This window comes from Rhodococcus sp. IEGM 1307, from assembly GCF_030056915.1.
GTDB lineage: Bacteria > Actinomycetota > Actinomycetes > Mycobacteriales > Mycobacteriaceae > Rhodococcus_F > Rhodococcus_F opacus_D.
The window spans coordinates 39191-63124 of the sequence record NZ_JASHKW010000015.1 but is presented as its reverse complement, the minus strand read 5'-3'; the positions used below and the strand labels follow the sequence as shown (position 1 = coordinate 63124).

The following is a 23934-nucleotide window of genomic DNA, read 5'->3' as shown; positions in this document are numbered from 1 at the left end:
CGTCAGAGCGAGCACCGAACGCCGCGATTCGCAGTTCCACAACTCAGCGTGGAGCGCTGTGCCCGCGGATCCGAAAACTGACCTGGGCCACATTCTCGAGATGGGAAGGTCCACAAAGCCACAGCGCCCGCACGTCATAACTTCCGCACGTGGTCATCGGTCGATCTTCGTCGATGCGGAGAGAGTAAGAAGGCTCCTCTCGATGCCTCTCCCGTAGATGGGATCGACCTCATATCTCAACTTGGCCTATGGGCCGCGTTAACAGCTTCCAACCCGAATAAGGAGAATCAAGTGATCACGAACGAACACAAGCCGGGTTTCCCCCGCATTGTGCGTATTGCAGGCCTCGGTGCCGCTGCTCTTGCGTTCAGCGTGATGTCCAACGCCGTAGCGAGCGCTGACACTCTTATTCCGCTGCCTGATGGGTCGAAAACGGGGCCGAACGCGACGGTGACGCGGACGGCGGAGAGTGCATTGGTATCGCCGTCGTTGGCGGCCAATGGTGCCGGCCGCACGGCGTGGGTGTCAGGCACGGTGACCGCAGATGTCAAGGGCATAAAGGAGGTCACCGAGGCGCCCACCGCAAATGGAACGCCCAATACCGCGGGTACGTATAACGGCACGAACGGATCTACCACACACGGGGTTTCGCGAGTATCGACCGGGTACATCGTGGGTTGTCAGGTGGACGTGACCGGTCTGTCGGCCAACCCGTCGCTCAGCTTGGGAATGGACTCCCTCGCGACGTCTGTCGGTTTGACGGTTCCCCTGAACTCCGGTGAAGTCAAGTACGTTCCTGTTACCGCTAAGGACATCCTGAAGGACGGGGTGTACACACTGCAGTACCACGACGCCGAACTGCAGGTACAGAACTGCGGCGGCTTTGCTCAGGCTCGCGCATACACCGTAATGGAGATCGTGGGCAACGACTATTCGAAGACTGTTCTATACGGAGCCCCGTTCAGCATCGGCTGACTTCTGCGCTTGCTCCAATTCATCTTTCTCGCGTGCGCGAGGCTTCTACCCTGAGAGGGAACAATGACTATTAACCGAAAGAACGGTGCGCGGTTGGCTGCGGTTGGAGCCGCTGCTGTCGCGACCATGGGTTTTTTCTCTGTCGGTGCCGCGAACGCTGACACCTTCGTGCCCCTGCCGGGTGGCACGGCCACAGAGACCCTGGCGGACGGCACTGTAGTCACACTTCACTTGACGAACGAGAGCGCAAACGTGTCAGCGTCGCTGGGCTCGACGCCACTGCACCGCAACGTCTGGGTGTCGGGTAAGGCTTCTGTCAACCTTCAAGGCAATCCCGCGAAGACTGCTTACATCTACCCGGGTTATATCTTGGCTTGTCAGGTCGACTTCGGGGCCGGGGTGGCAGGCAATGCAGGAGCCTCAGTGACTCCCAGCCAACTGGCCTCCGGAACTGCTTCGATTCCGGCTTCCGGCGGCGCAAACGGCGGTATTACGCTTGGGCCAGGTCAGGCGGTTGACACCGCCATCCTCGACATCGAAATGCCGGATGCATATGGATCGGAAATCCATTGGGGCGCTCACTACTTCCAGGGTGGTGCAGGTTCCGTTGGTTGGTCCGACGTCTCTCTCGGCGTCAACGGCTGCGCCGGCTACGCCCAGGCTCGCTCGTACGTCAAAGTCGAGGTCGAGACCGAGAATGTCAAGAGCACTGTCACACTGTGGGGACAGCCGTTCAGTATCGGATGATCGACCGGCTGTCGGATGCCTCCAACTCCAGAACAGGAACCGCGTAGGCAGGCCTGTGCTGGAGTTTCATAGGGTGGTCGCAGCGCCGTGACCATCGCTGACAGCCATGCTCGTTGCGGTAGAAGGTCTCACCATCTTTGGCCGCAACGAGCGGACGAACCGCAAGCGCGGCCATCGCCCACCGCGTGGCCGTCTGAGTGCTGAAGGTCGGGCTGGTTGTGGCCTCCGTACTATCCCGCGAGATCGTCCGCCGGCAGGGCTGGCTCATTGTGAACGGGCGCGGGACGCTCGAGTTCAAACACAGCGTTGTCGAATGTCTTTTCTGCGACCATTGTGCGCTGCGTAGGGATTCGAGGGAGCTCCGGCGGTGTAACCCACTCCTCGGGCGATGCGGAACCGATGGGAAACCAGGGCACGCTCGCGTCTCCTCGTCTTCACAACCCCAAAGGGGCGTCATGGATGACACCGTCACAGAATTGAGCGATCGCTTGGTTTCGTGAGCGTTGCCGAAGATTTGTTTCACTCGCTCGCTCCGGTGGGCCGGTGGCGTGCCGCCATGGGAGTGTGTCAAATACCCTCCAGTGCAACGTGGATGGGTCTTGATTCCTGCGTCCAACGTAGTGGATCAGTTGACGGAATCGCTCGCTCTATCTTAATGTGTGACGGGTCACATGGTCCGTGGGACTCCCGGACAACGCACATCACTCACGTCCGCGCGGCCTAGCCGCTAAAGAAATGCAGGTAGCGCATGTCTGCTAACCCCGAAAACTGGGCCCGCCAGGGAGCCGCTCCGATTCCCCCTGCCGGCGAGGACTATTCGCGCGATGCGGACGGTGTCGCACACAAATCGACTGCGGGTTGGATCGGCGTCCTGATAGTTCTGGTGCTTCTCTCCGAAGAAGTAGCGTATGCCTTCAATCTGGTGACTCCCGCACTGCCGGAGATGGCGATGGCCTTCTCGACGCCGAATATTGCGTGGGTGTCCACTCTGTTCACCCTCGCCGGTGCTGTCACTGCACCGCTGGTCGGAAAGCTCGCGGACAGGGACGGCAAGAAGAAATGGCTGCTCATTGTGACTGCCTGTATGGCGGTCGGGTCTTTGATCGTTGCCGTTGCTCCGAACTTCGCCGTTGTTCTCGCCGGACGTGCGATCGAGGGTATCGGCCTTGCAATCCTACCCATCACATACTCGCTGATGAGGGATATTTTCCCGAAGCGGATGCTCGCACTTGCGGTCAGTCTCGCCACCGCGGGTATTGGTGTCACTGGCATTATTGGGCCGGTAGTCGCAGGTGCCCTGCTCGACCAATTCGGCTACCGTGGTGTGTTCTTCGCGCTGGCAATCTTCCCCATCGTGATAGGTGGGATTCTAGTTATCATCGTGCCCGAGTCGCCAGTGCGCGTCACAACCAGCATCGACTGGGTTGGTGGCTTACTGCTCGGAGGTGGCGTGGCGGTCCTCCTGTTCGGACTCGGTGAAGGTGGAACGTGGGGTTGGACTTCATGGAAGACTCTGGCATGCGGCGTAATCACACTGGGCGTCTTTGTCGGGTGGGCGCGTTACGAGTCGAAGATCGTCGAGCCGCTCATTGACCTCGCAGTTCTTCGCGGTCGGGCCGTTGTCACCACGTTGATCACCCAGTTCACCGGCCAAGCCGTCATCGTTCTTCAGTTCATCCTCTTGTCGTTCATCGTGCAGACCCCGGCGGCACTGGGGATCACATATGGACTCGGTGAGTCAGCGGGGTATATGGCCCGCATCACGACGCCGGGTGGCATTGCGTCGGTGCTGATGGGCTTCACGGTTGGGTATCTCGCGGAGAAGCGTGGAGCACGACTGCCAAACGTCGTCGGGTTCGGGTTGATGGCGGTCGGATCTGTGATGCTGGCTCTCGCTCACACGAGTTTCAGCACAATTTTAGCCGGGTACCTCGTGTACGCATTCGGTGGCGGATTGATCAGCGCTGCAATTCCCAATCTCGTTATTGCGGCCGCGCCGGTGCGGCTGCAAGCCGTAACCGCCAGCACAGTAAACGTTGTCGGATCACTCGGCAGCGCGGTCGCCGTACAGACCGGGTTTGCGATTCTTTCGCTCAATGTCGTCACCGTTGTGGAGGGCTCACCGATCTACGCGGGAATGGGGTTCACCACCGTGTATGCCTTGACGACTGCTCTCGCTCTCGGTGGCCTGGTGGCGAGTTTGATGATGAGACATGGTCTCAAGCCGCAATCAGTGGAGTCCGTGGCCTGAACCCGCCTGGTGATCGCCGAAGATGTCCCCGAGTGCGGGCTTCGGATGAAAAAGTGCAACAGACCAAGACGCATCCAGCACTGCTGCAGAACATTAGCGCCACCGGCAAGGTTCCTCGTCGCAAACAATTAAGGGGAGAGAATGAATGACACATCGGCAAAGATCGTGCAGGATCACCCGATCGCGACTACCGATATAGAACTCGGCAAGCGTCAACTCGACAAGTTCGGGTACACAGTTCACGAGAGCCTGATCTCGGCCGATGAGGTGGCGCGCACGCGAAGTAGGCTCGAGGAGCAGGCCGCGCTCGAGCTCGAGCAAGGCGTTGCATCATTCAGGATGGCAAACGAGATCACGCTCGGCGACCGCGAGCTCGGGAGGCCCGCACACGGTGCGCTTCCTGCATGGCAAGCGATCCTGGCACTGCCGAACAAAGGTCGCGAATTTATCGACCTGGCCATGAATCCTGTTGTGGCTGAATATGGTCGACACATACTCGGAGGCGTTCCTTTCTTTATGGCGCAGTCGACGGGTCTCGTAGTGCGCCGCGGGTCGGGGGGCCAAGTTCTCCACAGCGACCAACAACCAATCCCCTTTGCGACGCCTTCCCCGGTCTACTTCCATGCGATGGTGGCGCTGAGCGACTTCGAAGTCGGTATGGGTGTGACCGAGATGGTGCCCGGTAGCCATCACTGGCCTTCGCCACGCATAGGGAGAAACCCCCAGACCGGGAAGGCTGAGTCGCTAGAGTCCTTCACCTCGGAACCGATGGTTTGTAAGGCAGGCTCGGCGGTCATCTTCGAGAGTAGAACGTGGCATTTCCAGGGACGATCAAGTTCAGATAAGACACGACTCTCCATCCTCAATGGCTATTGCATGCACTTCATGCGACCTCAGGATGACTACGTCGCCTCTCTGCACGACGACGTGTACGACAACCTGTCGGAAGCCGAAAGAAAGATGTTCGGGTTCGAGGTGGTTGCTGAATACACGGGACGGGTCTTTCCGCGCTCTGAAACCGACAGTCGCGGTAGTGTGAATGCCCGGTACCCCTACATCCCGGAACTCCGGAGCGGAGTCGATCGCCGGGCGATACGGTTCGAGGATATGCATTCCGACGAGAGCTGACAGCAGCGGGGTGCGTGTCTATGGCTGTCTGGCACGCACCCCAGGCTGGCAGCTGCAACCTGTCGTCAGGCGCGGAGGGCGCTGAGTGCGTCGATGCGTTTGATGGCGTCGGCGATTATGCCGTCGATGAGGTCCTTGCAGGTGGGTAGGTCGTTGAGTAGTCCGACGACCTGTCCGGAGGCGAGGACGCCGGCGTGGGTGTTGCCGTCGACGAGCCCGGCTTTGAGCAGCATCGGGGTGTTGGCGGCCATGATGATCTGCTGCCAGGTGCGGTCGCTGGATTTTTTCATGGCGAGGCCGTCTTTGACGAGCGTCGACCATTTCATGCCGGTCATGGTCTTGAATTTGGATGCGTTGCGGGCGGCGGCGGCGAGGCCGCGGATGTTGCCGGAGTGTTCGAGGCTGTTGACGAGGTCGGTGTTGAGGACCCGGTGGGGCATGCCGTCGACCTTGCGGGAGACGGTGGTGTCCTGCAGTCCCCGGGTGAGGTATTGCTGTTTGACGGAGTCGGGGACGGTGGATTCCTGGGTGAGTAGGAAGCGGGTGCCCATCGCGATGCCGGCGGCGCCGTAGGCGAGGGCGGCGGCGAGTCCGCGTCCGTCGTAGAAGCCGCCGGCGGCGATGACGGGGATGTCGACGGCGTCGAGCACCGAGGGCAGCAGCAGGGTGGTGGCCACGGGGCCGGTGTGCCCGCCGCCCTCGCCGCCTTGCACGATCACGGCGTCGGCGCCCCACGAGGCGACCTTCTTGGCGTGTTTGGCGGCGCCGATCGATGGGATGACGACCACGCCGGCGGTTTTGAGCTTCGCGATCAGTTCCTGCTTCGGTGCCAGCGCGAACGACGCGACGTGCACGTTCTCGCGGATGAGCAGGTCGATGCGTTGCGGGGCGTCGGTGGCGTCGGCGCGGATGTTGACCCCGAACGGTTGGTCGGTGAGGGTCTTGGTCTTCGCGATCGCCGATTCGAGTTCGGTGTAGGTCATCGTCGCCGATGCCAGGATGCCGAGGCCGCCGGCGTTGGCGGTGCCGGCGACGAGTCGTGGTCCGGCCACCCAGCCCATCCCGGTCTGGACCACCGGGTGTTGCACGCCGACCAGCTCGGTCAGTGCGGTGCGGAGGGTGCTCATGCCGATACCTCCCGGTCGCGCAGGTTGCGGGGGTCGAGGACCTCGCGGATCAGCTGTAGTTCTTCGTCGGTGGGTGCGCGGGTGGTGCCGGCGTCGGCGAGCCCTGCCACCTCGAACGAGGTGTTCTCGGCGACCTGGGCGGCGGTGACGCCGGGGTGCAGCGACAGCGCCCGGAAGGTGTGGTCGGGTCCGCCGAAGTCGAACACCCCGAGGTTGCTCACCACCCGGTGCAGGTGGTGGAACCGGTAGGCGGGGTTTTCCGGGTCGATCTGGTCGTAGCCGACGCCCGAGACGATGTCGACCTTGTCGCAGAACACCCGCGAGGTGTGCTTGCCCACCCAGTAGCTGGTGGGGTGGTTGATCGTGTTGCCGGGGGCGCCGCGGACGCCGAACATCTGCCGTGTCGGCTGCTGCAGCGGACCGAACGCCGACAGGTTCTGGTTGCCGTGCCGGTCGATCTGGTTGGCGCCCATCACCACGTGCCGGCGGCCGGAGGCGACGACGTCGAAGACCTTCCGGAACGGCATCCAGCCCTCGATGGGGGCCTTCGCGCCGACGGCGGGGGTGTCCGCGAAGATCAGGGCCTCGCCGTCGGTGATCAGCAGGTCGGGTTCGGTGGTCAGTCGCGCGAGGCGGGCGCCGATCAGGGGCAGGGTCGCCATCGGGCTGGCCATGATCTCGCCTGCCCCGGAGAAGATGTCGGCGCACGCGATCGCGCAGTACTCCGCGCGGGTGACGTCGGTGATCGTCTCGCTCATGCCTGCTCCTCTGCAAATTTCTTCACGGCGGCCTGGTAGTGGTCCTCGCTGCCGGACAGGTAGGTGTCGACGAACTGCTGCCACGCCTTCGGGGTCTTCGCCGATTCGGCGTAGTGGCGCTGGAATTTCTCGTCGCGGCCGTAGCTGTCGCCGGCGAGGGTGAAGTGGGCGCCGTGCGGGGCCTCGATTACGCCGTCGACCATCATGCGGTTGAGGATGAGGTTTTGCAGTGGAACGGTTTTCACCAGTTCCTCGGTTTCCACCACCCGTTCGACGGAGACGAACCGCTTCTCGGCGGCCGCGCAGTACAGGTCGTCGAAGTAGGGGTCGACTCCGGTGTAGGCGGCGTTGCCGTGCTTGTCGCCGAGGTTCAGATGAACCAGGGCCGCATCGAGATTCAGGGCCGGCATCGCGATCAGCGTCTCCGACTTGCCGGACGCGTCCGGGTAGGGGGAGGTGACGGTGCGCAGTTCGTCGCCCCAGAAACCTCGGACGTCGGAGCCGAGCCCGGCGCGGATCGGCAGGAACGGCAGCCGGGCGGCGGCGGCCTCGAGGCCGCACTTGACCATGCCCTCGTCCATTTCGCGGACCTCGATCTCACCCGCGGTCCGCGCCTTCGCGAACCACGGGTCGTAGAACGGGGCCGAATCGAGGGACACGAAACCGTAGTACGCCTTCCTGACCTTGCCCGCCGAGCACAGCAACCCCAGGTCGGGGCCGCCGTAGGTGACGACGGTGAGGTCGGTGACATCCGAGCGCAGCAGCGCCCGGATCAGCGCCATCGGTTTGCGGCGCGAACCCCAGCCGCCGATGCCGATGGTCATTCCGCTGCGCAGTTGCCCGACCGCGTCGTCGAGCGAGATCCTCTTGTCGCGTTTGCTCGCCATCGATGTCAGCCTTTCCTGGTGTTCGAGTTCGAGCGGGGCTTGCCGGTTTCGACGAACTCGTCGCGGTGCTCGTCGGAGACGCCGGCCAGGTTGAGTTCGAAGGTGTAGCCCTGCTCGAGGCGGTAACTGGTCTTCACGTCGACGGGGTCGATGCCGTTGATGGCTTCCTTGGCGCAGCGGATGACCCGGGTGTCCTTGGCCGCGATCGTGGCGGCGATGCCGCGGGCGGTGTCGTCGAGTTTCTCGCGCGGCACCACCTCGTACACCGATCCGAAGTGCTGGAGTTGCTGGGCGGTGACGTTCAGCGCCGTGTAGTACAGCGTGCGCATCATGTGCTGGGGGACGAGCCGGGCGAGGTGGGTGGCGGCGCCGAGTGCGCCGCGGTCGACCTCGGGCAGTCCGAAGACGGCGTCGTCGGACGCGACGATCACGTCGGCGTTCCCGACCAGGCCGACGCCGCCGCCGACGCAGAATCCGTTGACCGCGACCACGACGGGCACGGCGCAGTCGTAGACCGCGGCGAACGCGGCCGCGCAGCCGCGGTTGGCGTCGACCAGCGCGCCGTAACCGTCGGTGGCCTGCATTTCCTTGATGTCGACGCCGGCGTTGAACCCGCGTCCCTCCGCTCGCAGGATCACCACGTGGGTGTCCGGATTCCGGCCCGCGTCGAGTACGGCGTCGGCCAACTCGAACCAGCCCCGGGACGGGATGGCGTTCACGGGCGGGTAGTCGACGGTGACCGTGGTGATGCCCCCGGTCTCATTTTCAGTCCGGATCCCCATTTTCTTTTCTCCTCCACGCCGCGACTTCACTCACCAAGCAATTGCTTGGTAGGGTAGCACGATGGAAACAGGTTCTAACATGACCGGAAGTGTCGTGCTGGTGACCGGCGGTGTTCGCGGGGTGGGCGCGGGCATCAGCCGCACGTTCCTGCGGGCGGGTGCGACGGTGGTGGCCTGCGCCCGCCGGCCGGGGGAGGCGCCGGTGGAGGTGGACGGCCGGGCGGTCGAATTCCTGCCGTGCGATATTCGTGATCCGGGGCAGGTGCAGGGTCTCGTCGACCGGATCGTCGAGCGGCACGGCCGGCTCGATGTCCTGGTCAACAATGCCGGCGGCGCACCGTTCGCGCTCGCCGCGGAGGCGAGTCCGAAGTTCCACTCCAAGATCGTCGAGCTGAATCTGCTCGCCCCGCTGCTGGTGTCGCAGGTCGCGAATGCGGTGATGCAGAAGCAGGATTCCGGTGGTGCGATCGTGAACATCTCCAGCGTCAGCGGCTCGCGACCGTCGCCCGGGACCGCGGCGTACGGTGCGGCGAAGGCGGGGGTCGACAGTCTCACCGGCAGTCTCGCGGTCGAGTGGGCGCCCAAGGTGCGGGTCAACTCGGTGGTCGTCGGCCTGGTCCGCACCGAACTCGCGCATCTGCACTACGGCGACGAGGCGGGGATCGCGGCGGTCGGGGACACGGTCCCGCTGGGCCGGATGGCCTGCCCGGAGGACATCGGCAACTGCGCGGTGTTCCTGGCTTCACCGCTGGCGGCGTACGTCAGCGGTTCGACACTGACCGTCCACGGCGGCGGAGAACGTCCCGCCTTCCTGGCGGCAGCGACAGCATCTACAGCGACAGCATCTACAGAGGAGAAGGCATGAGTGGAGTGGTCGACGGTCGCGTCGTCATCGTGACGGGCGCCGGACGCGGAATCGGACGCGCCCATGCGCTGGCGTTCGCCGCCGAGGGCGCCAAGGTGGTGGTCAACGACATCGGAGCCGGTGTCGACGGTTCCGCCACCGGGGAGAGTCCCGCCGAACAGGTGGTCGCGGAGATCGTCGCCGCGGGCGGCGAGGCCGTCGTCAACGGTGACGACGTCGCGGACTGGGCCGGCGCCGAGAACCTGATCAACACCGCCATCGGCACGTACGGGCGCCTGGACGTGCTGGTGAACAATGCCGGGTTCCTGCGCGACCGCATGCTCGTCGGGATGAGCGAGCAGGAGTGGGACGCCGTCGTGCGTGTGCATCTGAAGGGGCATTTCGCGACGCTGCGCCACGCCGCCGCGTACTGGCGGGCCGAGGCGAAGGCGGGCAACCCGGTCGACGCCCGGATCGTCAACACCAGTTCCGGTGCCGGACTGCAGGGTTCGATCGGGCAGGGCAATTACGCCGCCGCGAAGGCGGGGATCGCGGAGATGACCATTCAGGCGGCCGCGGAATTGAAGAACTACGGTGTCACCGTCAACGCGATCGCCCCGGCCGCACGCACCCGGATGACCGTCGGCGCGGGCGGCGCCATGGCGGAGGCGATGGCCGCGCCCGAGGAGGGGTTCGACGCGATGGCGCCGGAGAACATCTCCCCGCTCGTCGTGTGGCTGGGCAGCACGGAGTCGAAGGACGTCACCGGACGCGTGTTCGAGGTGGAGGGAGGCAAGATCACCGTCGCCGAGGGCTGGCGGCACGGCCCCACCCAGGACAAGGGTGCGCGCTGGGAACCGAAGGAGATCGGGCCCGTCGTCGCCGACCTCCTCGCCAAGGCCGAAACCCCGCTCCCGGTCTACGGCGCCTGAGCAGGGGGGTGCGCAGCGCATGTCGATTCCGCTGCGCGCCCCTGAGTCTTCGGCGCACGGCTGCTTTCGGCAATTCGGATAGCGAGCACGTGGACTAGGTGAGCCGCACTCGGATCCTTTCGAGTCCCTGAGTGGCCGCTGACGACCCGGAGAAGGCCGACGAGTCGACGAGGTGCATGTCAGGAAACCGAGTCGCCAGCACTTGCAGCGCTTCGGTCATTTCGGCTCGCGCCAGTGCGTGGCCGAGACACAATCGGTGACCGCGCCCAAAGGTGAGATGCTTTGTCGCGTTCGCCCGGGCTAGATCAAATACATCGGGGTTAGGGAACATCGCAGGATCGCGGTTTGCAGCAAAGATATTGAGCGCGATCGGAGTGCCCGGGGAGAAGTGAATGTCGTCGACAACCAGGTCCTGGGTTACCGTCCGCAAGATGGTGTGCAGGGAAGGTTGCAGGCGCATCGATTCGTCGATCGCAGCTGTTGCCAGGTCGGGGTTCTCGACGAGCGCATCCCATTGCCCCCGGTTCTGCATGAGAAGCGCCACGGCGGAACCGAACTGCAGCCTGGTGGTGTCATGTCCCGCGAAGAGAAGGTTGACTAGAGCGCCAAACATCTCTCCCTCGGAGAGACGGTCCTCGTTACCAGCGTCGGATTCCGCTTCGATAATCGCTGTCACGAAGTCGTCAGCAGGTTTCACACGGCGAAGGGTGACTAGATCACGGAAGTACTCGTACAGACCGCGCAATGCGCGATCGATTTCGCCCATGAATGGGTCGATGGGGTAATGGGAGAGTCGTGCAAGACTGACAGTCCACTCCTTGAAGAGGGGAATATCCGCAACGGGCACGCCGAGTAGTCGGCAGACGACTTCGATGGGATATACATCGTTGAAGTCAGCGACGAGGTCCAGCTCACCACTGGACGTGTGAGCGTCCAGCAGCCCCTCGGCGCAGGCACGCATGACCGAACGGAGTCGCCTCACTCGTGACGCCGAGAACGCCAGTTGTAGTACGCGCCGGATCGGATCGTGGCGAATCCACGGCATCAGCGGGAGCATGCCTTCCGACGCGTACTGGAGGATAAGGTCCGAAGCGTTCTGCTGTCTGTAGTACTCGCTGCCGGGTCCGTCGAGGTGTTCTTTGTCCAGGGTCAGTTGGGAACAGGCTTCGTACGACAGAACCTCATAGCCGCGAACGGACCTAGCCAGCCATATTCGCTCACGCGCGGCGCGCACTACCGATGCTGGATCTGCCCGATACTCATGACTTTCGTAGTCGAGATAAGGAAGCGCCAGGTCCTCCAGGGTGCGTATCTGCGTCGCCATCACGCGTTTCCTTCAGAATGGGAGATGGACTTCACGCCAGCGCCCGCAGGCGCGGCGCAAGGTCACGCTCGAAAAGCTGAAGGAAGCGCTTCTGGTCGTGCCCAGGCGCATGGAAAACGAGGTGATTGAGTCCGGCATCGACGTACTGCCGGATCTGCTCGACCGCGTGGTCGGGGTCCGATGCAACGATCCACCGCTTGGTGACCTGTTCGATGGGCAACGCATCGGCTGCCGCTTCCATCTCGATCGGATCATCGATGCTGTGTTTCTGCTCCGCAGTCAGCGATAGGGGTGCCCAGAACCGAGTATTCTCGCGTGCACTCGCCGGATCGGTGTCGTAAGAAAGCTTGATCTCGATCATCCGATCGATCGAATCGGACTCACGGTCCGCTTTCTGTGCCCCTTCCTCCACCGCCGGCAGCAGCCTCTCGGTATACAGGTCCATCCCTTTGCCTGATGTGCAGATAAACCCTTCCCCGGCTCGTCCTGCATACCGCGCTACCAAGGGTCCGCCCGCCGCGATGTACACGGGGATGCCGCCCTTGGGAACGTCGTAGATCGATGCCCCCTTCGTCCTGTAATAGACGCCGTCGAAGTCGACGCGCTCCCCGGTCCACAGGGCTCGCATCAGGTCAACCGACTCGCGGAGGCGGGCGAACCGCTCCTTGAATTCCGGCCAGTCACCTTCGAATCCGGTGGCGATCTCATTGAGCGCTTCACCTGTGCCCACGCCGAGCATGATCCGGTCGGGGTAGAGGCAGCCCATGGTCGCGAAGGCTTGCGCAATCACCGCGGGGTTGTATCGAAAGGTTGGGGTCAGAACCGAAGTGCCGAGCTGGACTCGCTTCGTACGCTCGCCAACCGCGGTCATCCAGGCGATGGAGAAGGGCGCATGTCCACCGGTGTGCCGCCACGGCTGGAAATGGTCGGAGACGGTGACACTGTCCAGGCCGTGATCTTCAGCCGCCACGCCCAACTCGACCAATTCTCTGGGCCCGAACTGTTCTGCAGATGCTTTGAGGCCAAGCTTGAGGTCCATGATTCTCCTGAGGTCAACGCTCGTCGGGACATCGCATCATCAGGTTCTCTGCACGTCGTATCGTGCTTACGGGTCGGGCACGCCGCCGCAGCGCACCCAGGATCGGCGTCACTCGACCCAGAGGCTGTGATGTGCGACATACGCTATCACGAAAACGAGCAAGCGCATGCTTGGTATTGCTCCCTTTTCGTGTGCGGCGGGAGTGGCGGGTGGCGGCGGGCATGGTCGGCACCCGGCATGGTGGCGTGGGCATCCGTGTTCAGCCCCACAGTAGGAGGGTGCGTAAACAGTGCATCTCCGTGCGAACTTCGCCCACTTCGCCCAGGTATGAGAGTGGGTCGATATCTGCGTCGTCGTGCCGGGTTTTTGAGCCGTTGGCGCGAGCGGGCTGCGGGGTGCCGCTACGCGGATGATTCGGCAATGAAACCCCCTATTGTGTAATTGATTTCGCTTCTACTTGCGATCAGGCATAAGTGCCGGTCATGGAGCGATTCGACCATGGTCCCGAGGATGGGTGAAAAAGGGGGATCGCGAGTGCGCGTCCAATCTTGAAGCCGGGAACGCTGGCCCCGGGGTGTCGACGTCGGACACTAGCAGGCTGGAGGACGGGATGGGGCGAAAGGGATGGCTCCGAGGTTCCGCTTGACAGTTGTGACCTGCCTCATAAAGATGGGTAGCAAGCGCATGCTTGGGTAGTCGCGCTTGCACGCGTAGTAGGAGTACTTGTTGTTGACTCATGCGTCGCCAGGATTCGAGAAGGTCCCAGCCTCCCTGAGTGGTCGTCGCGTACGAGTGGCGACCAGGATCTGCGCGAACCCGACGCGTGCTCGCAACCTGTGTTCGCATACATCCATGCGCGCACGTCGGCGAAGTAGGAAAGGGCATCGACCGATCCGGTCGACACCGACATCACCACGAGAAAGGAAACACTCACAATGGGACGGGTAGCCGGCAAGGTCGCGTTCATCACCGGAGCCGCACGGGGTCAGGGCAGGTCCCACGCGTTGCGGCTGGCGGAGGAAGGCGCGGACATCATTGCACTGGACATTCTCGAAGACGTGGAGACCGTGCCCTACGAAAGTGCCTCCGCTGAAGATCTCGACGAGACAGTCGCCCTGGTGGAGAAGACCGGCCGGCGGATAGTTGCACAGAAGGTCGACGTCCGCGATCAGGCAGCCGTGTCGGAGGCTGTACGCCAAGGCGTCGCCGAACTCGGCCGTTTGGATGTGGTTGTGGCCAACGCAGGGATCTTCGGAACTCCGGCGAAGATCTGGGAAATGACCGACGAGTTATGGCAGACCACCATCGACGTCAATCTGACGGGAGTCTTCCACACCGTGAAGGCCACGGTCCCATACCTCCTCGAGCAAGCCGAGGGCGGCTCGATCATCATCACCAGCTCCGCAGCCGGCCTCAAAGGCGTACCGAACTACGGAAGCTACTCGGCGTCCAAACACGGTGTACTCGGCCTCGCGCGTTCACTCGCCATGGAACTCGCCGAACACAACATCCGGGTCAATACCGTACATCCCGGGAATGTCGACACCAAGATGATCATCAACGACACCACCTTCAAGGTGTTTGTGCCGGACAAAGAGCATCCCACGAAGGACGATGTCCGGGAGAGCTTTATGTCGACGCTGATGATGCCGATCCCCTGGCTGGATGCGACCGACATCTCGAATGCCGTGCTATGGCTCGCGTCGGACGAGTCGCGATACGTGACCGGTGTGGCCCTGCCCGTCGACGCAGGAATGACGGCGAAGTAGCAACACCGAATTCAGGAGTCGGGATGCCGGGGCGCAGCTACATTTGCCCAGCCCCCGCGCGGGAAGCCGTGTGAAGTCGACCGCTGGTTCCGCACGAGTGAACCCGCAATCGACGCCGGGCCCGATTCGGCCCAGCGCGCGAAAATCACTATCGTTCAACAACAACTGCTCCCGGACGGTCGAAGACCTGATGAAGCAGAAGCTCGTCAGCCTCGACGCCGTCGACATCACCGTGCTCGATGGGGCCGACCACATGGCCGACTGAGTTTCACCGGCCAAATAGCACGAAAGTCCGTCGCGAATTCAGCACGTCATCCACGCAGCTTGAACCCGCTGTCGACGGCTTACATGACGCGAGCCAATCGTTTCCAACCAGTTTTGGCGCACGAGCGCACCCTGAGGAGGACCTGCATGAGACTGCGAAAACCCGTCGTCACGGCATCAGCACTTGTGATGTTGTTAAGCGCGGCAGCATGTGGTGGTTCCGGTGGTGACGAGGCCACGGCGGCAACAGGCACCTGCACCACCGAGCGAATCGGTGGATCGGTTACCCAGGGAACGCTGCTCTCGCCGCGTGGACTTGACCCGGTAGGTCAACCCGGTGCCGCCGGTAGCGGAGGCACAGAAGTCCAGGCGCTATTCGACACCCTGATCACCTACAACGCCGAGACACAAGCGTACGAACCGCAGGTTGCGCAATCCTTGGACTCCAACGCGGACCACTCCGTGTGGACGATGAAGCTCCGTGACGGAGTGACATTCGGCAACGGTGACGCTCTCACCGCCGACGATGTCAAGCGAAGTATCGAGCGCCACCAATCGCCGAGCAATACCCAAGTATCTCGTGGCGAAGCGTTGACCATCGCCTCCATGGACGTTGTCGACCCGCTGACGATTCGCTTCACACTCGACGGTCCATATCCCAGCTTCCCTCACGTTCTGGCCACTGACGTCGGCATGGTGACCAATCCACGAATCGTCGACGCGATGGGGCCTGATCAGTTCGCACTCAACCCCCGAGGTGCCGGAGTCGGTCCCTACGAGCTCGTGCGGTACACGCCAGGCGAGGAAATCGTCATGGCCGCGAAGAACGACTATTGGGGCGGTCCTGTGTGCATTGGGACGCTGAGGTTCATCAGCATCTCGGGCGCCGACGCCACCTTGGACGCGCTCCGAACGGGTGAACTTGACATTGCACTTCTCCGTGAACCCCCCGCAATCGATGAAGCACGAGCGGAGGGATTCGAAAGCTTGCCCTCCCTCTACAACTATGGCGAGGGCATCGTGATGAACTCAGCCTCGAACAGGCCAACCGCCGATGTTCGGCTTCGCAAAGCGATCACTGCGGCAATAGATCCCGAGGCCATCAACAACCGCGTATTCAACGGAACGGCACTTGCGACCTCGGCGCTAATTCAGGAGGCAACTCCCGGCCTGTATTCCGGCGAGAAGGGGCCCGCGTACGACCCCGACTCCGCCAGACGCCTCGTCGACGAGGTCAAGAGTTCAGGGTGGAACGGGTCCATTCGGCTGCTGGCGGATAACAGCCCCATTCGGGTCAACGAGGCGATTGCAGTCAAGGCGCTGCTCGAGAACGTGGGCATTACGGTCGAATTGACCAACGACATGTCCTTGGCGGAGGTTCTGGGAAGGGTTGCCTCCGACCGTGACTACGACCTTGTCATTTGGGGACCCAACTACACCAATGAAGGCCTGTGGGCTCTGATGAATCGACAGCTGAACAGTCAGAGCAAATCCAACTACTACGGATACGCCGACAACCGGATGGATGCAGCGTTGGCAGACCTGCGGGCCGCGGACACGGTCGACAAGCAACAGAAGATCGTCGGCCGCATGCAGGCAATCCTCAACGACTCTCCGGTAATTGCCAATTTCGCCGCCTACGAGGAAGACAACATTCATTCCAACCGCGTCGGTGGCTTGCTCCTCACACGGGGGAGCGTGCTCCGTTACGACAAGGCATTCGTCACAGGTTCATAGGAGTCACGCGACTGGAGGAGGTCTGTCATGTTCCACAGAGTTGCCACTGTGCTCCTGAGAATCATTCCCGTCCTGATCGTTGTGAGCGTGAGCACGGCGGTTCTGATTGAACTTGTTCCCGGAGACCCGGCAGTTGCCGTCGTCGGCGCCGAAGGGACCCCCGAACAGTACGCCGCAGTTCGTGAGAATCTCGGTCTCGATCGCCCGTGGTTCGCGCGCTACCTGGACTGGCTCAATGGACTTCTACACGGAGACCTGGGTAAGACACTGGTGCCACCCATCCAGGATGTCTCAACCCTGATCGCTACGCGTCTTCCCGTGACGTTGGAGATTGCCGTGCTGTCGGTTCTTCTTGCGCTGGCGATTTCGATACCGGTAGGAACATGGTCGGCCTACCGGTACGGCCGTGCATTCGATCGTGTTGCGTCGGGCTTGTCCTTTGCGTTGATCTCGGTACCGAGCTTCCTGCTGGCGCTGATCCTGATCTACTTCGCGGTCTTTCGCCCCGAGGCGGTGAAAGGGCTCATACTTGCGGCCTGTGTGATCGCTACCGTCGTTCTGGCGGCGGCGACGGTCGGGAGGCGGGGTGCACAATTGACCGCACAGGGACGCCGCGGCGTCCGGTTGTTCGCACTGGGCGTGTTCGCGGTCGGTTTCGTCCTCGCCGCCTTCCTGCCGGACTTTCCACGACAAGGGTTCGCTCGGATCGGTGAAGATGGTCTGGCCGAGAATCTGCGCACGATTTTCCTCCCGGTTCTCGTTCTGGGGCTCGCCGAAAGCGCTCAGCTCACGCGCCTGCTCCGCAGCGATATGGCGACCACTCTCAATGACGACTTCGTACTGGCGTCGCGCGCGCAAGGGATGCCAGTACGGCACATTCTGGTCAAGGAGGCGCTCCGACCGTCGACCTTCTCGTTGGTCACTGTCGCGGGCATCAGTTTCGGCAGGTTGCTCGGCGGCACAGTCATCGTCGAGACGATCTTCCGCCTCCCGGGCATGGGCACATTGATCGTCGAAAGCGTGGCGAAAAAGGAGTTCATGGTGTTGCAGGCCGCAGTGCTCGTCGTTGCCGCCCTCTACGTGCTTGTGAATGCCCTGGTCGATATTTCGTACCTGTACCTGGATCCGAGGACCCGCCATGTCCGTGTCTGAACGCATAGAAGAGCCGACCCGAGACGACGAACGATCCTCGGCCGTAGGGACACATCCTCCGGTGCATCCGGAACGCCGCAGTCCACCTATCAAAGTCTGGTTTCGACATCTTGGACTGTGGCTGAGCGTCGGATGGCTCGCCGTGGAAATCATCGCCGCTATCTTCGCTGACTTCCTCCCACTCGCCGAGGGCCGAAACCCTTCGTTGACCTTGGATGCTCCGATCCTTCAACCCCCTCAGATCCTCTCCGGGCATCCGCTCGGCACCGACCGTCAAGGACTGGACATCTTGAGTGGGGTGATCTATGGAGCGCGCACCTCCCTGGTCGTTGGCTTCGGGGCTGTCTTCCTGGGAGTAGTGGTCGGCGGCGTCCTCGGTCTGACGGCGGGGTACTACCGGGGCAAGGTGGACGCTGGGCTCAATTTCCTCAACGATGCGCTGCTCGCCTTTCCACCGTTGATTTTCCTTCTCGCGCTCTCGTCGGTTGTTCGACCGAACCTCGAGAACGTCACACTAGTCCTCGGAGTGCTCGCTATCCCGGCGTTCTTCCGCCTGACGCGTGCCAACACGATGGCCTACTCCCAGAGGAATTTCGTACTTGCGGCGCGGGCGCTCGGTGCGCGGAGTTCGCGGATTCTTGCACGCGAATTGACCCCGAACGTCTTGGCTTCGACCCTTGCGTACGCGTTCGTCGTCGTTGCCGTTCTCATTGTTGCCGAGTCCTCTTTGAGCTTCCTCGGGTTGAGTATCCAGCGGCCCGAACCGACGTGGGGCAACATGATCGCCTCCGGCCAGAACGACCTCGAGAAACACCCTCATTTGGTGTTCGTGCCTGGCGGTGTCCTTTTCCTGACAGTGCTTTCGCTCAATCGAATCGGCGACTGGGCGCAGCGACGTTGGGACCCACGGTCACGGAAACTATAGATAACCTGCGACGAGTTCGGAGAGCGGCTATGAGTGGAAATGCGCTACTGGAAGTGCGAGATCTGACGACCCGGTTCGACACTCCGAAGGGCTCCGTGTGCGCTGTGAACGGGGTGTCGTTCGCTCTGGAGAGGGGTGCGGCTCTCGGCATCGTGGGTGAATCCGGTTCAGGAAAATCAGTGCTCGTGCGGACCATCATGAATCTGCTTCCCGAGAATGCCTCTGTGTCAACCGAGTCGCGGGTGTTCTATGACGGTTGTGATGTCGCAACCATGGCACCGGAGGAGAAGCAACACCTGTGGGGTCCACGAATCAGCATGATCTTCCAGGACCCGATGACTGCGCTCAACCCCGTTCGAAAGATCGGCGCTCAAATCGCAGACCCTCAGCGTTATCACCTACATCGAACGAAGCGGCAGGCTTGGGATAACGCGGCCGACCTACTCGCCCAGGTCGGGATTTCGGATCCGCGGCGACGACTGGATCAATATCCGCACGAGCTTTCAGGCGGCATGCGGCAACGTGTCATGATCGCAATTGCAATTGGCTGTGAGCCGGATCTGCTCATCGCAGACGAGCCGACCACGGCACTGGACGTGACCGTTCAACGGCAGATCCTGGACTTGCTGACCGAGATCCAACGTGATCGAGACATGGGATTGCTACTCATTACTCATGATCTGGGCGTGGTCGCTCAGCACACAGACCATGTCGCTGTCATGTATGCCGGCAGTTTCGTCGAATCGGCGCCAACCGGCACACTCTTCCGGAACATGGGGCATCGCTATACTTCCGCGTTGCTCCGATCCACCCCCCATGCCGGGGCAGTGCCTCACACCAGACTGCATTCGATCGCGGGACGTCCACCGGACCTGGTGAATCCACCGTCAGGTTGCCGATTCGCTCCTCGATGCGAGCACACCGTCAGGGACTGCCGAGTTCCGCCGGCCTACCTCTCGGTAGGTGACGCTCATCGTCTGGCATGCCACAACCCAAACACAACACAGGTTCCCCGCGACGAAGGAATTGTGCGATGACGACTACAGAAACGTCTGCAACGCCGACCGCGGACGTTCTACTGGAGGTCAGCGAGCTCGAAGTTGAATTCCGGTCCGGACGATCCGACGTCACGCGCGCTGTCGCAGGGATCAGCTTCGACGTCCGCCGCGGCGAAACACTCGGAATCGTCGGAGAGTCGGGGTGCGGAAAGTCGACGACAGCGCGAGCGATTCTCCAACTGCCGAGGCCGACCGGAGGGACAGTCCGCTTCGACGGCCGTGACCTTACCAAGTTGTCCGACGCGGAGATGCGTTCAGTACGACGACGGCTCCAGGTGATCCTGCAGGATCCGATCGCATCACTCAACCCGCGCCGGAAGGTACGCGACATAGTCGCCGAGGGTCTCGCCATCTGGGGCCTAGCAGACAGGGACGAGCGCGTACACCGCGCGATGGAAGCTGTCGGCCTTGATCCGGATGCGACCGGTGACCGGCTGCCGAGTGAGTTCTCAGGTGGACAGTGCCAGCGGATCAGTATCGCGCGGGCGCTCGCACTCGAACCTGAGATGATCATCTGTGATGAACCGGTATCGGCGCTCGATGTGTCGGTCCAGGCCCAGATCGTGAACCTGCTAGAGGACCTCAAGGATCAGTACGGTCTTACACTCGTTTTCGTCTCTCACGACTTGAGTGTCGTCAGGATTGTCAGCGATCGAGTCATGGTCATGTATCTCGGCAAGGTGTGCGAGATCGGTCCGGTCACCGACTTATTCGATGACCCCAAGCATCCGTACACAAAGATGTTGCTGGACGCGTTACCCGTTCCCGACCCCGACGTGAAACGGGCGTCGGTTCAGTCGCACGGTGAGATTCCGTCTGTGATATCACCGCCGACGGGCTGCCGATTTCGCACAAGGTGCGTGCGCGCCACCGCGTACTGCGCGGAAGTGGAGCCGCTACCCACCGAGCTCGGTGGAGACCGTTACGTGTCTTGTCATTTTCCGTTGAGCTGACACTTGGCCCCTAACCCGTGAGCACCGCCATCAGCGCTGCGGGCTCGGCGATCCGTCATTGCTGGCCGACCAACTACAAGCGGCTCAAACAGGCGGCTCGCGCAACCAATGAGGAGTAGCTCGTGACTTCAGCAATCCGTGCAGTGACAGCCGGTGAGATCGACTTCTTCGCGGCGCACGGGTGGGCATATCTTCCTGCCCTCGTCGATCCCGCATGGATCGACCGTCTGCGTGAGATTGCGGTGAATCGACTGCGAGACGTACGTCGCACGCCGAGCGCAGGGGTGGTGGACCGGGCCTTCGGCCAGGATCGCGACGTCGCACAATTTGAGCCAGACTTCCATCGCCTTACCCACCATCCAGCCATGGGAGCAAATGCGGTGCACCTGCTCGGTACCGCAGAACGCGTGCGAGTGCAGATCAGCAATCTTCTCGTCAAGGAACCTGCCGGGGCCGGGCGCCACAGTGAACCCACGGTGTATCACCAAGACTTCCCCTGGCTACCTATGGATCGATCCGCGATGCTCACCTTCTGGGTTGCACTCGCACCGGTCACCGCCGAAATGGGATCGCTGCGGTTCTTTGACAAGTCGAACGTCCTGGGACTCCTAGGGAGGAGCTTCGTAACCGACGGCGACGACATCCCCACCCAACACGCCTGGCTCACTGATCAACCCGTCGTGGGCGGATATGATCTCAGCCCTGGCGATGCCACCGTGCACCACGCGCTCACCGTGCACGGAGCTCCTAAAAACAGCTCCAGCACAGCGCGGCTGTCCTTCACTGCGACGTACTTCGATGCAAATGCTTTGTATACCGGAGCACCGTACTCGCAAACGGACCAGCTCAGTCAGAAGCTCGAGGTCAACAGACCTTTTGAGCATCCTGCGTACCCAATCGTTGGATCCGAGGAGACCCGGTGAGTACCAACACCATAGCGTCAGTACGCGGGCCGCTCGATCTCGCGAATGTCGGCGCAACCCTCATTCACGAGCACATCTTCGGTCTCAGCCCCGAAATCCACTGGAACTGGCCCGACCTTCCCGAGAAGTGGGACCTCGAGCGCCGCGCATTAGAAGCAGCCGAGAGACTCAACGAGATCAAGAGACTCGGCATCGACACGATCGTCGACCTCACAGTGATCGGTCTCGGACGTTGCATCCCGGCAATAGAACGGGTAGCGGCGCACACGGATATCAACATCGTTGTTTCGACCGGGATTTACACCTACGACAGATTGCCACCCTACTTCGGGAACAAGGGCCCAGGATCGATCTTCGGTGGTCCCGACAGGATGGTCGAATTCTTCGTCCGCGACATCACCGAGGGAATCGGCGAAACCGGTGTGCGGGCAGGGATGCTCAAGTGCGCCGTCGACGCTGCCGGAATCACGACAGATATCGACCGTCTGCTTACGGCAGTCTCCGAGACACAACATCGGACAGGAGTCCCGATCACAGTCCACACCGACTCTGAGGCGAAGTCAGGTACAGAGGCGTGGCGCGCACTATCTCGGCTCGGGGTAGCGCCAGACCGGGTAGTTATCGGCCATGCCGGCGACTCCACCGATCTCGATTATCTCTCACGTCTCGCTGATCGCGGACTGTGGCTAGGAATGGATCGATTTGGCATCGAAACGACGTCCTTCGAAGACCGTGTAGCGACGGTCGCAGCGCTGTGTCGGCGCGGCTACACCGAGCGGATGGTGCTGTCACACGACGCCTACAGCTTCAATGACCGAGTCGACCCAGTCGTGGTGAGCAAGGCGCATCCGAACTACCACTACGCGCACATCTCGCGTGACGTCCTACCCGAACTCCGTCGACGAGGCGTCTCAGGCTCGGAAATCGCAACGATGATGGTGGAAAACCCCCGCCGCATACTCGAAGTCCAGTGATTCCTGACTGCCTTCAGCTACCGAAGCAATGCCCTGAGTTGGTGCAAGGTCTCTAGAGTGGGGTCCGTGGCTGCAGTCGGGAGCCAGAACACGACTCGATCGACCCCCATGCTGCGGTATCTGTCGAGTGCCGCCGGGTGGGGGCAGGCGTTGAACAACGTCACCGAGGGGCGAGGCCGGCCAGCTGCGTCGGCGAGCCGCCGCAGCTCGCCGATGCGCCAACCAAGTTCAGCTTCAAACTCCTCAACCTGCCCCGAGAGGGGATCGCCCACCTGATCGGTCCCTTCCCTGAATGGCATCCAACCATCGCCGTAGGAGATGACCCGCTTCAGGACGGTCGGGCCTCCACCCCCGACCAGTACGGGCGGGCGGGGGCGCTGTACGGGCTTCGGCCACGACCACATGGGCGCGAAGTTCACATGCTCTCCCTGGTACGACGCTTCCTTCTGCTGCCAGATCGCACTCATGGCTTCTACCCGCTCACGAATGAGGCTGAACCTAGTTGACGGCTCCGTACCGTGGTTTCGCATCTCCTCGTCATTCCAGCCGGCACCCACGCCCAGGGTTACCCGACCGGCTGACAGTTGATCGATGGACGCGATCTGTTTGGCCAAGATGATCGGGTCACGCTGGGCTACCAGACACACCGCGGTGCCGATCGTGATGTTGGTTGTTGCGGTCGCGGCTGCTGTCATGGCCACGATGGGATCCATCGTTGTGCGGTAATACTCGGGGACGTCGTGGCCGGAGTAACCCGGTGAACCGTCGCCGAGCGGGACGTGAGTGTGGTCGGGGAAGAACACCGACTCGAACTCGCACCGCTCGGCACTCACCGCGAGATCGTTCGGGGTGATCGATTCTGCCGAGGGGAACATCTGGACACCTGCGTGCATCACACGTCCTCCCATCGTTGGGGCGGAATATCGTCGCGAATGTTCATCGGCTCGCGCAGATGGTGCGCCATGTCGCCGAACAGGTCGTTTCCCACTCGACGTTCACTAAAACGCCAGACGTCTCCCACCTTGACGAACCGATCCAGATAGTCGCCTGCAGTAATGGGATTGAGCGGTACACCTGGCGGATTCTGTACGACGAGCACGTAGGAGTGCGCACGGATCACATCGGGGCCGTCATCCTCGATGATCAGGTTCGTAGCGATGTGATGTGTCCTGGGGGTGCCGTTCGGGTAGATCTGGACGTAGCGTGCCCACAGGTCCGCCACAGCTCCCGCGTCGCTGCGAATGGCGAGACTTCCATCGATGTAGATGTCGGCGTGTGCGAATAGTTCTCCCATCTCAGGTAGCCGCCCGGCATCGAGCAGATAGGGGTAGCGGTAGATCAGGTTCTGAATCTGCCGGTGGTCATCGAACTTCACGTGGTCTCCT

Annotated in this window: 23 protein-coding genes; 15 read left to right on the top strand and 8 right to left on the bottom strand. The window is 62.1% G+C overall.

Annotation, left to right across the window (positions count from 1 at the left end; all coding sequences use genetic code 11):
- The first annotated feature begins 294 nt into the window (after positions 1 to 294).
- The 4 genes from QM841_RS26670 to QM841_RS26655 all read left to right on the top strand — a co-directional run bounded on the left by QM841_RS26670 (position 295) and on the right by QM841_RS26655 (position 5101).
- The gene (locus tag QM841_RS26670; protein ID WP_283334511.1) at positions 295 to 975 is read left to right on the top strand and encodes an MspA family porin; all 681 of its coding nucleotides are present in this window, start codon (positions 295 to 297) and stop codon (positions 973 to 975) included.
- Positions 976 to 1038: 63 nt separating this feature from the next.
- The gene (locus tag QM841_RS26665) at positions 1039 to 1722 is read left to right on the top strand and encodes an MspA family porin (protein WP_283334387.1); all 684 of its coding nucleotides are present in this window, start codon (positions 1039 to 1041) and stop codon (positions 1720 to 1722) included.
- A gap of 748 nt (positions 1723 to 2470) precedes the next feature.
- Positions 2471 to 3973 carry an MFS transporter gene (locus QM841_RS26660; RefSeq protein WP_283334386.1) on the top strand — a complete coding sequence of 501 codons (1503 nt, stop codon included), beginning with the start codon at positions 2471 to 2473 and terminating at the stop codon, positions 3971 to 3973.
- A gap of 141 nt (positions 3974 to 4114) precedes the next feature.
- Complete coding sequence (locus tag QM841_RS26655) at positions 4115 to 5101, top strand: phytanoyl-CoA dioxygenase family protein (protein ID WP_283334385.1); 987 nt, start codon at positions 4115 to 4117, stop codon at positions 5099 to 5101.
- A 65-nt stretch (positions 5102 to 5166) separates the two neighbouring features.
- Here QM841_RS26655 and ipdC read toward each other — a convergent pair whose 3' ends face one another.
- The 4 genes from ipdC to echA20 are packed head-to-tail and all read right to left on the bottom strand — an operon-like array spanning position 5167 to position 8655.
- A complete protein-coding gene (ipdC, locus tag QM841_RS26650; protein ID WP_283334384.1) occupies positions 5167 to 6228 on the bottom strand; it encodes a (3aS,4S,5R,7aS)-5-hydroxy-7a-methyl-1-oxo-octahydro-1H-indene-4-carboxyl-CoA dehydrogenase in 1062 nt (353 codons plus the stop codon).
- Positions 6225 to 6986 (bottom strand): cholesterol ring-cleaving hydrolase subunit IpdB, encoded by a 762-nt coding sequence (ipdB, locus tag QM841_RS26645; RefSeq protein ID WP_283334383.1) that lies wholly within the window; start codon positions 6984 to 6986, stop codon positions 6225 to 6227. Before ipdB ends, ipdC begins: the two co-directional genes overlap by 4 nt.
- Positions 6983 to 7873, bottom strand: coding sequence for a cholesterol ring-cleaving hydrolase subunit IpdA (gene ipdA / locus QM841_RS26640; RefSeq protein WP_283334382.1), 891 nt, complete (start codon positions 7871 to 7873; stop codon positions 6983 to 6985). Before ipdA ends, ipdB begins: the two co-directional genes overlap by 4 nt.
- 5 nt (positions 7874 to 7878) lie before the next feature.
- Positions 7879 to 8655 (bottom strand): (7aS)-7a-methyl-1,5-dioxo-2,3,5,6,7,7a-hexahydro-1H-indene-carboxyl-CoA hydrolase, encoded by a 777-nt coding sequence (echA20, locus tag QM841_RS26635; RefSeq protein ID WP_283334381.1) that lies wholly within the window; start codon positions 8653 to 8655, stop codon positions 7879 to 7881.
- Positions 8656 to 8734: 79 nt separating this feature from the next.
- Here echA20 and QM841_RS26630 point away from each other — a divergent pair, with 79 nt between their 5' ends.
- Both QM841_RS26630 and QM841_RS26625 read left to right on the top strand, forming a co-directional pair.
- Positions 8735 to 9520 carry an SDR family oxidoreductase gene (locus QM841_RS26630; protein ID WP_502943288.1) on the top strand — a complete coding sequence of 262 codons (786 nt, stop codon included), beginning with the start codon at positions 8735 to 8737 and terminating at the stop codon, positions 9518 to 9520.
- Positions 9517 to 10431 carry an SDR family oxidoreductase gene (locus QM841_RS26625; RefSeq protein WP_283334379.1) on the top strand — a complete coding sequence of 305 codons (915 nt, stop codon included), beginning with the start codon at positions 9517 to 9519 and terminating at the stop codon, positions 10429 to 10431. Before QM841_RS26630 ends, QM841_RS26625 begins: the two co-directional genes overlap by 4 nt.
- Positions 10432 to 10525: 94 nt before the next feature.
- Here QM841_RS26625 and QM841_RS26620 read toward each other — a convergent pair whose 3' ends face one another.
- Entirely contained in the window at positions 10526 to 11755 is a 1230-nt protein-coding gene (locus QM841_RS26620) for a cytochrome P450 (RefSeq protein WP_283334378.1), read from the bottom strand.
- A gap of 31 nt (positions 11756 to 11786) precedes the next feature.
- Complete coding sequence (gene fgd / locus QM841_RS26615; protein WP_283334377.1) at positions 11787 to 12794, bottom strand: glucose-6-phosphate dehydrogenase (coenzyme-F420); 1008 nt, start codon at positions 12792 to 12794, stop codon at positions 11787 to 11789.
- 935 nt (positions 12795 to 13729) lie between these two features.
- Here fgd and QM841_RS26610 point away from each other — a divergent pair.
- The 9 genes from QM841_RS26610 (at position 13730) to QM841_RS26570 (ending at position 22549) form a co-directional block, all read left to right on the top strand.
- Entirely contained in the window at positions 13730 to 14563 is an 834-nt protein-coding gene (locus QM841_RS26610; RefSeq protein WP_283334376.1) for a mycofactocin-coupled SDR family oxidoreductase, read from the top strand.
- Between the two features lie 70 nt (positions 14564 to 14633).
- On the top strand, positions 14634 to 14828 hold the full coding sequence (locus QM841_RS26605) for a hypothetical protein (protein WP_283334518.1): 195 nt from the start codon (positions 14634 to 14636) through the stop codon (positions 14826 to 14828).
- Between the two features lie 146 nt (positions 14829 to 14974).
- Positions 14975 to 16564: an ABC transporter substrate-binding protein gene (locus QM841_RS26600; protein WP_283334375.1), complete on the top strand. Its 1590-nt coding sequence runs from the start codon at positions 14975 to 14977 to the stop codon at positions 16562 to 16564.
- A gap of 27 nt (positions 16565 to 16591) precedes the next feature.
- Entirely contained in the window at positions 16592 to 17716 is a 1125-nt protein-coding gene (locus tag QM841_RS26595; protein ID WP_283334374.1) for an ABC transporter permease, read from the top strand.
- Between the two features lie 142 nt (positions 17717 to 17858).
- The gene (locus tag QM841_RS26590; protein WP_283334373.1) at positions 17859 to 18641 is read left to right on the top strand and encodes an ABC transporter permease; all 783 of its coding nucleotides are present in this window, start codon (positions 17859 to 17861) and stop codon (positions 18639 to 18641) included.
- 29 nt (positions 18642 to 18670) lie between these two features.
- Complete coding sequence (locus QM841_RS26585; RefSeq protein WP_283334372.1) at positions 18671 to 19678, top strand: ABC transporter ATP-binding protein; 1008 nt, start codon at positions 18671 to 18673, stop codon at positions 19676 to 19678.
- Positions 19675 to 20652 (top strand): ABC transporter ATP-binding protein, encoded by a 978-nt coding sequence (locus tag QM841_RS26580; RefSeq protein ID WP_283334371.1) that lies wholly within the window; start codon positions 19675 to 19677, stop codon positions 20650 to 20652. Before QM841_RS26585 ends, QM841_RS26580 begins: the two co-directional genes overlap by 4 nt.
- A gap of 122 nt (positions 20653 to 20774) precedes the next feature.
- Entirely contained in the window at positions 20775 to 21575 is an 801-nt protein-coding gene (locus tag QM841_RS26575) for a phytanoyl-CoA dioxygenase family protein (protein ID WP_283334370.1), read from the top strand.
- On the top strand, positions 21572 to 22549 hold the full coding sequence (locus QM841_RS26570) for a phosphotriesterase family protein (RefSeq protein ID WP_005260875.1): 978 nt from the start codon (positions 21572 to 21574) through the stop codon (positions 22547 to 22549). The genes QM841_RS26575 and QM841_RS26570 overlap by 4 nt, the downstream gene beginning before the upstream one ends.
- 17 nt (positions 22550 to 22566) lie before the next feature.
- Here the strand turns inward: QM841_RS26570 and QM841_RS26565 are convergent, their stop codons facing one another.
- Together QM841_RS26565 and QM841_RS26560 are read right to left on the bottom strand one after the other, a co-directional pair.
- Entirely contained in the window at positions 22567 to 23442 is an 876-nt protein-coding gene (locus QM841_RS26565; protein WP_283334369.1) for an LLM class F420-dependent oxidoreductase, read from the bottom strand.
- Positions 23442 to 23924: a nuclear transport factor 2 family protein gene (locus QM841_RS26560; RefSeq protein WP_283334368.1), complete on the bottom strand. Its 483-nt coding sequence runs from the start codon at positions 23922 to 23924 to the stop codon at positions 23442 to 23444. The genes QM841_RS26565 and QM841_RS26560 overlap by 1 nt, the downstream gene beginning before the upstream one ends.
- Positions 23925 to 23934: the final 10 nt, after the last annotated feature.